The organism is Hymenobacter sp. (assembly GCF_031398885.1).
Lineage (GTDB): Bacteria > Bacteroidota > Bacteroidia > Cytophagales > Hymenobacteraceae > Hymenobacter.
In genome coordinates this window covers 1-6,405 of the sequence record NZ_JANNOD010000108.1, presented here as the reverse complement: position 1 = coordinate 6,405, position 6,405 = coordinate 1, and the positions used below count along the sequence as shown (strand labels likewise).

5 protein-coding genes are annotated in these 6,405 nt (G+C 64.2%); 3 read left to right on the top strand and 2 right to left on the bottom strand.

Annotation, left to right across the window (positions count from 1 at the left end):
• Positions 1 to 121: 121 nt before the first annotated feature.
• On the bottom strand, positions 122 to 637 hold the full coding sequence (locus tag RMO51_RS19645) for an HAD-IIIA family hydrolase (protein WP_310397669.1): 516 nt from the start codon (positions 635 to 637) through the stop codon (positions 122 to 124).
• A 107-nt stretch (positions 638 to 744) separates the two neighbouring features.
• Here RMO51_RS19645 and hemG point away from each other — a divergent pair, with 107 nt between their 5' ends.
• The 3 genes from hemG (at position 745) to RMO51_RS19630 (ending at position 4,023) form a co-directional block, all read left to right on the top strand.
• Entirely contained in the window at positions 745 to 2,112 is a 1,368-nt protein-coding gene (gene hemG / locus RMO51_RS19640) for a protoporphyrinogen oxidase (protein WP_310397667.1), read from the top strand.
• A gap of 125 nt (positions 2,113 to 2,237) precedes the next feature.
• Complete coding sequence (locus tag RMO51_RS19635; protein WP_310397665.1) at positions 2,238 to 2,978, top strand: polyprenol monophosphomannose synthase; 741 nt, start codon at positions 2,238 to 2,240, stop codon at positions 2,976 to 2,978.
• 118 nt (positions 2,979 to 3,096) lie between these two features.
• Positions 3,097 to 4,023: a TerC family protein gene (locus RMO51_RS19630; RefSeq protein ID WP_310397664.1), complete on the top strand. Its 927-nt coding sequence runs from the start codon at positions 3,097 to 3,099 to the stop codon at positions 4,021 to 4,023.
• 66 nt (positions 4,024 to 4,089) lie between these two features.
• Here the strand turns inward: RMO51_RS19630 and RMO51_RS19625 are convergent, their stop codons facing one another.
• Positions 4,090 to 6,216: a biosynthetic peptidoglycan transglycosylase gene (locus RMO51_RS19625; protein WP_310397662.1), complete on the bottom strand. Its 2,127-nt coding sequence runs from the start codon at positions 6,214 to 6,216 to the stop codon at positions 4,090 to 4,092.
• Positions 6,217 to 6,405: the final 189 nt, after the last annotated feature.

Here is a 6,405-nt window from a genome sequence, read left to right as displayed (position 1 = left end):
GCAGCCGAGGCATCTCGCTCGCCTCGTTGCATCGATTGGATTACTACCCCACGTGAGATGCCTCGGCTGCGCTCGGCATGACGGGCTGTTTGCCATCCAAATTATTATTCGCTCAGAATTATTATTCGCTCAGAATAATATCCGTGGCCGCCCGCAAGTCGGCCACTCGGGGGGTGAAGTCCACCGCCTCCGTTTGGCCCACCATGATGCCGCGCACGCCCATTTTGGCGCCGGCTTCCATGTCGCGGTACCGGTCGCCCACTACCCAGCACTGGGCGGGGTCAAGGCCGAAGCGGGCCACGGCCTTCTCGAACATGCCCGAATCGGGCTTGCGCAGGATCGACTCGCTCACGCTGGGGTGGGCGTCGCTGAAATACAGGGCATCGAGGGCGTTGCCGCAGGCGGCCTGCAGCTTGGCGTGGCAGGCGTGCACCTGGGCGGCGGCGTAGAGCTTTTTGGCGATGCCGGCCTGGTTGGTGACCACCACGAGGTAGTAGCCGGCCGCTTTGAGGCGGGCCAGGCTCTCGGGCACGCCGGGGCTGACGATGAATTCGTCCAGCTGCCACACGTAGTCGCCGGTTTCGTCATTCAGTACGCCGTCGCGGTCCAGAAAAATGGCTTTGTTGGGCTTTATCATTGAACAAAGAAAGTAGCGCGAGCTTTGTAGTCCGCGTCCCCGCGCCACTTGGGCTGTTCCGGCGGCGCGCGGACGCGAAGTACGAAGTTCGCGCTACCCCACAATCCATGAAAATTGCCATTATCGGCGGCGGCATCAGCGGCCTCACCCTGGCCTGGTCCCTCCAGCGGGCCGGCGTGGCCTACGACCTGTTCGAGGCCGACGCCCGGCCCGGCGGCAACCTGCGCAGCTGGGCCACGCCGGAGGGCTACCTGCTCGAAACCGGCCCCAACTCCCTGCAGCTAAGCAAGGAGCTGGAAGAGCTGCTCGCCGAACTCGGCCTGACCGACCGGATTGAGGACGCCGCCGCCGTGAGCCAGCACCGCTACGTGCTGCGCGGCGGGCGCTACCGCCAGCTGCCCGGCTCGCCCCCGGCCCTGCTCACCAACGGCTTTTTCAGCCTGAAAGCGAAGTGGCAGGTGCTGCGGGAGCTGCGGCGCCCCGCCGCGCCCCCCGACGCCTCCGAAACCGTGGCCCACTTTTTCCGCCGCCGCTTCGGCCCCGAAATCCTGGACTACGCCGTGAACCCCTTCATGGCCGGCATCTACGCCGGCGACCCCGAGCGGCTGCTGCTGCGCAAAACCTTCCCGCAGCTCGCGGCCCTGGAGCAGCAGTACGGCTCGGTGCTGCGCGGGCTGGCCAAGACCGGCAAGGGCGCCCCACGCCGCCGCATCTTCACCCTCCAAAACGGCATTCAGACCCTGACCGATGCCCTGGCCGCCCGGCTCACCAATTGCCAGTTGGGCACCACGGTAACGGCCCTATCCCGGGCCACCGACGGCACCTACCAGCTGGAATTGACCGGGCCCCAGCACCTGGCCGCCGCGCCCGGCTACACCCACCTGGCCCTGGCGCTGCCCGCCTACGCCGCCGCGCCGCTGCTGCACCCCTTGTTTCCCGAAGCCGCCGCCGCGCTGGCCGCCGTGCGCTACCCGCCGCTGAGCGTGGTGTTTTCGGCCTACGACCGGGCCGCGGTGACGCACCCGCTCAATGGCTTCGGGGCGCTGCACCCCAAGGTGGAAGGGGCGTACGCGGCCGGCTCCATCTGGACCAGCGCCATCTACCCGCAGCGGGTGCCGACGGGGCAGGTGTTGTTCACCACCTTCGTGGGCGGCGCGCAGTACGAAGAAGCCGCCGGCCAGCCCGAGGCCGCACAAAAAGCCGCCGTGCACGCCGAGTTGAGCCGGTTTTACGGCATTGCGGGCGCCCCGCGCTGGCAGGGCCGCTACCTGTGGCCGCGCAGCATTCCGCAGTTCGATGAGCACATTGTTGGCGCCCACGCCGCCGCCGATGCCCTGGAAGCAGCCAACGTCGTGGCCGTGGCCAACTGGCGGGCCGGAGTGAGCGTGCCCGATTGCGTGCGCCACGCCCGGAAAGTAGCTGAAACGCTGCGGGACGCCACGCTTACGCTGCGCTTAATGAAGAATGAGGAATGAGGAATGAGGAATGAAGAAGTTCGGGCCTTTTTGCCGTTTTCCAATTCTTCATTCCTCATTCTTCATTCCTCATTAAGCGCAGCGTCCCGTGCAGCTTCGTGCCCCAAAACCCTATCTTTGACCCTATGAGTGAAGGCCTCGTCCTAATTCCAACGTATAACGAGCGCGAAAATGCGGAGCTGATTATCCGCAAGGTGATGTCGTTGACGCGGGCTTTCGATGTGCTGATTATCGACGACGGCTCGCCCGACGGCACGGCTGCCATCGTGCGGGGCCTGCAGGCCGAGTTTGCGGGCCGCTTGTTTTTGGAAGAGCGCACGGGCAAGCAGGGCTTGGGCACGGCCTATCTCCACGGCTTCGGCTGGGCGTTGGGCCACGGCTACGAGTACGTGTTCGAGATGGACGCCGACTTCTCGCACAACCCCGAGGACCTGCTGCACCTGCACGACGCCTGCGTGCGCGACGGCTTCGACATGGCCATCGGCTCGCGCTACATCGAGGGCGTGAACGTGGTGAACTGGCCCATGTCGCGGGTGCTCATGTCGTACTTCGCCTCCTGGTACGTGCGCCTAATCACGGGCATGCCCATCCGCGACGCCACGGCCGGCTTCAAGTGCTACTCGGCGCGGGTGCTGCGCGCCATCGACCTGGCCAACATTCACTTCGTGGGCTACGCCTTCCAGATTGAAATGAAGTGGCTGGCCTACCAGTTGGGCTTTCGCATCAAGGAAGTGCCCATCATCTTCACCGACCGCACCCGCGGCTCCTCCAAAATGTCGAAGGGCATCGTGGAGGAAGCCTTTTTCGGCGTGCTCCAAATGAAGCTCAGCAGCTGGCTGCGTCCCCTCAAACCGGCCGTTAAGTAGCGCGCCGCGTTGGCGCGGGACGCCGCCGCGCGTTGGCCCCCGGGGCGGCGCCGTCGCGGACGGCGGCGGCTGACCAACCCAACCTACCCCCGCACCCCGGCGTATCTTGCTCGTACGCATGGAAAACACTCCCCTGTTTTGGCTGGTCTTTAATGCTTTTGTAATCGGCTTGCTGCTGCTCGATTTGCTGGTCTTCAACCGGAAATCGCACGAGATAAAACTGCGGGAGGCCTTGGGCTGGAGCGTGTTTTGGGTGGTGCTTTCGCTGTCCTTCAACTTGCTGGTGTACCGCACCATGGGGTCGCAGGCCGGGCTGCAATGGCTCACGGGCTACCTCGTAGAGAAGGCCTTGAGCGTGGACAACCTGTTCGTGTTTCTGCTCATATTCAACTACTTCAAGGTGCCGGGGCAGTACCAGCACCGCATTCTGTTCTGGGGCGTGCTGGGCGCGCTGGTGCTGCGGGCCGGGTTCATTCTGGTGGGCGGGGCGCTGCTGGCCAAGTTTCACTTTCTGATTTACCTCCTGGGCGCCTTTCTCGTGTATACTGGCGTGCGGATGGGCCTGAGCGGCGACCAGCCCGACATCGACCCCGAAAACAACCCCATCGTGCGCTTCCTGAGCCGCCACCTGCCCATTACCCGGCAGATGGAAGGCGGCAAGTTCTTCGTCAAACGGGACGGCCTGCGCTTTGCCACGCCCCTGTTCGTGGTGCTGGTGATGGTGGAGACCACCGACGTGGTGTTCGCGGCCGACTCCATTCCGGCCATCCTGGCCATCACGCAGGACACGTTCATCGTTTTCACTTCCAACGTGTTTGCCCTGCTCGGCCTGCGGGCCATGTACTTCGCCCTGGCCAGCATGATGCGCCTGTTCCACTACCTGCACTACGGCCTCTCGCTGATTCTTATCTTCATCGGGGGCAAGATTCTGCTCGAAAGCGTCCTGCCCATTCCCATGCCGGTGGCGCTGGGCGTGGTGGGCGGCCTGCTCGTGCTGAGCGTGGCGGCGTCGGTGGTGTGGCCGAAGGAATCAGTTAAAAGTTAAAAGTGAAGAGTTAAAAGCAGTTCAGTTTTAACTCTTCACTTTTAACTTTTAACTGACCCTTGGGTCTTACCTCGGCACTTTGGGCGGCTCTTCCTCGGTGGCGGCGCCGGAGTTTATGCCGGCATCGGGGGTAGTGGCGCCGGTGTTCAGCAAGTCAATCAGATTGAGGGGCTCGAACTGGCTGGAGTCGGCCTGGGCGGTGAGGCGGGTGGTGTCGGGGCGGGTGGCGAAGGCCATGTACTGGCGCGCCGGGCCGGTGAGGGTGAGGCCGTAGGGCAGGTTTTCGCGGTCGTTGCTCGTGATGAGGCCGCGGGCGGCCATGATGTCGGCAATGAGGCGGAAGAAGTAGCGGGTGCTGCGGCGCAGGCCGCCGTAGGAGTCGAACGAGAAGCGGGCGTACTTGGGCTTGGGGATGATACTGGCCAGGTACAGGCTCTCGGGCAGGTTGAGCTCGTTGGGGCGCTTGCCGTAGTAGAACAGGGCGGCATCCTTCACGCCGTACACGCCGCGCTTGCCGCTGGGCCAACGGTACTTGCTCGGGCCCCACTCAATGATGTTCAGGTAGACCTCGAACATGCGCTGCTTGCTGGCCATGCGGGTGTTTTCGAGCAGCCACACGATGAGGGCTTCCTCAATCTTGCGGGCCACGGTTTTCTGGCGGGTCAGGAACACGTTCTTGACCAACTGCATGGAAATGGTGCTGCCGCCGCGGGCGAAGCGCCGCTCCTTGATGTTCTGAATGGCCGACCGCACGAAGGCCTTCTCCATGAAGCCCTTGTGCGAGAAGAAGCGCGGGTCCTCGGCCGTGGTAATGGCGTGGATGAGGTACGGCGACACGTCGTTGTAGGGCACGAAGTCGGGGTTGGGCGGGCCCACGGCGAAGGTGCGCACCGAGTCGCCCCGGTCGTTGTAGACGGTGTGGCGAAAAGGCGTGTTCAGCTTGTTGAGGTTTTCCTCGCCGAAGCTGGTGAGCCGAAAATTCCGGCCCCGCAGGCTGGAATCGAACTTGAGGCTGTCCACGTTGGCCAGGTCCACGCTGCCGCTCATGCGGTAGGTGAGCGTGCCGGTGCCCTGGGTGCCGCGCAACTCGTCGAAGATGCCGGTGGGCAGGGAATTGAAGAAGTCGTTGGCCGGGGTTTCGGCCGAGGTTACCTTGATGCGCACGGCGCGGCTGGGCTTGAGGCGCACGCTGATGTCGGGGTAGAGCACGATTTTATTGACCGTGAGCCGGCTTCCGTTCTCCAGGGCGGCCGTGCCCCGGCCCAGCGTGGTCACGAAGTCCAGCACCCCGCGCCGGACCTCGATTTCGTTGGCCGCCAGCTTGGGGTGGTACAGGCTGAAGTTGCGGGCCGCCAGCGAGCCGCGCACCGTGAGGCGCCCGCCGGTGTCGTCGTCCTCAAAATCCTTGCTGTCGAGCCGCACCAGCACCGTATCGAAGCTCACCAGCGCCCCGAAGCGGCGCGGCACGTAGGGCAGCTGCACCGAGCCGCCCACCCCGAACACCCGCGCCGTGAGGGCGTAGTCGCGCGGCTCGATGTGCCCGCTGATGCCCAGCTCGTTCACCACCGAGTCGACGGTGGCCGTGAGGCGGCCCGAGATGTCGCCGTCCTCAATCTTGAGCTCCGGCAGGCGCAACAGCGCCGTGTGGCGCCGGCTGCGGTAGCTGACGTAGAAGTCGGTGAACTCGGCCTCGCCGGGCACGTTGTCGAAGGCGGTTTCGAGCACCTGGTTCAGCAGCAGGCCGTAGTTGGTGCCCTTGGTGGTGTCGCGCGGCGCGGCGCTGGCCTTCTTTTTTATGAGAAAGCCGAAGTTGTCCGAGGTCGCCGTTTTGCGGGCCGTGAGGCGGGCCGTGATGATTTGCAAGTCGCTGAACACCGGCCGGCCCGCAAAAAGCGAGCGCACGCTCAGGCTGACTTGCACCCTCCGGGCGGTGAGCAGGGTGTCGGTGGGCGCGGCCTTGGGCGCGAGGCTCAAACCCGCGATTTCCACCGTCTTAAAGCCCGCGAACCGGGCCTCGCCCAAGGTCAGAATGACCGGGTACTTGCGCTCAATCTTGGCCTTGACTTCCCCCAGGGTGTAGGTCAGAAGCCGCTGCCGCTGCCACTGAAACAAGGCGAAAGCCAGCAACAAAAGCGCCGCCAAGCTGCCCAGAATGCCGATAAAAAGTCGTTTGGTGGAAGGGGATATGCGCACGGAACTCAGTAAGGTGGGCGGGCTAGCCAACGTCAAAGGTAAGAAAAAGGGTTTGGGGGGCTGGTGGGGAGGAGGGAAGAAGGGGAAGGGGAGGTGGAAAGAAGGAAGAAGGAACGTCATGCAGAGCGCAGCGCAGCATCTCGCGTGTGGTAGTGACTCAATCGTTCAACGAAGCACGCGAGATGCTGC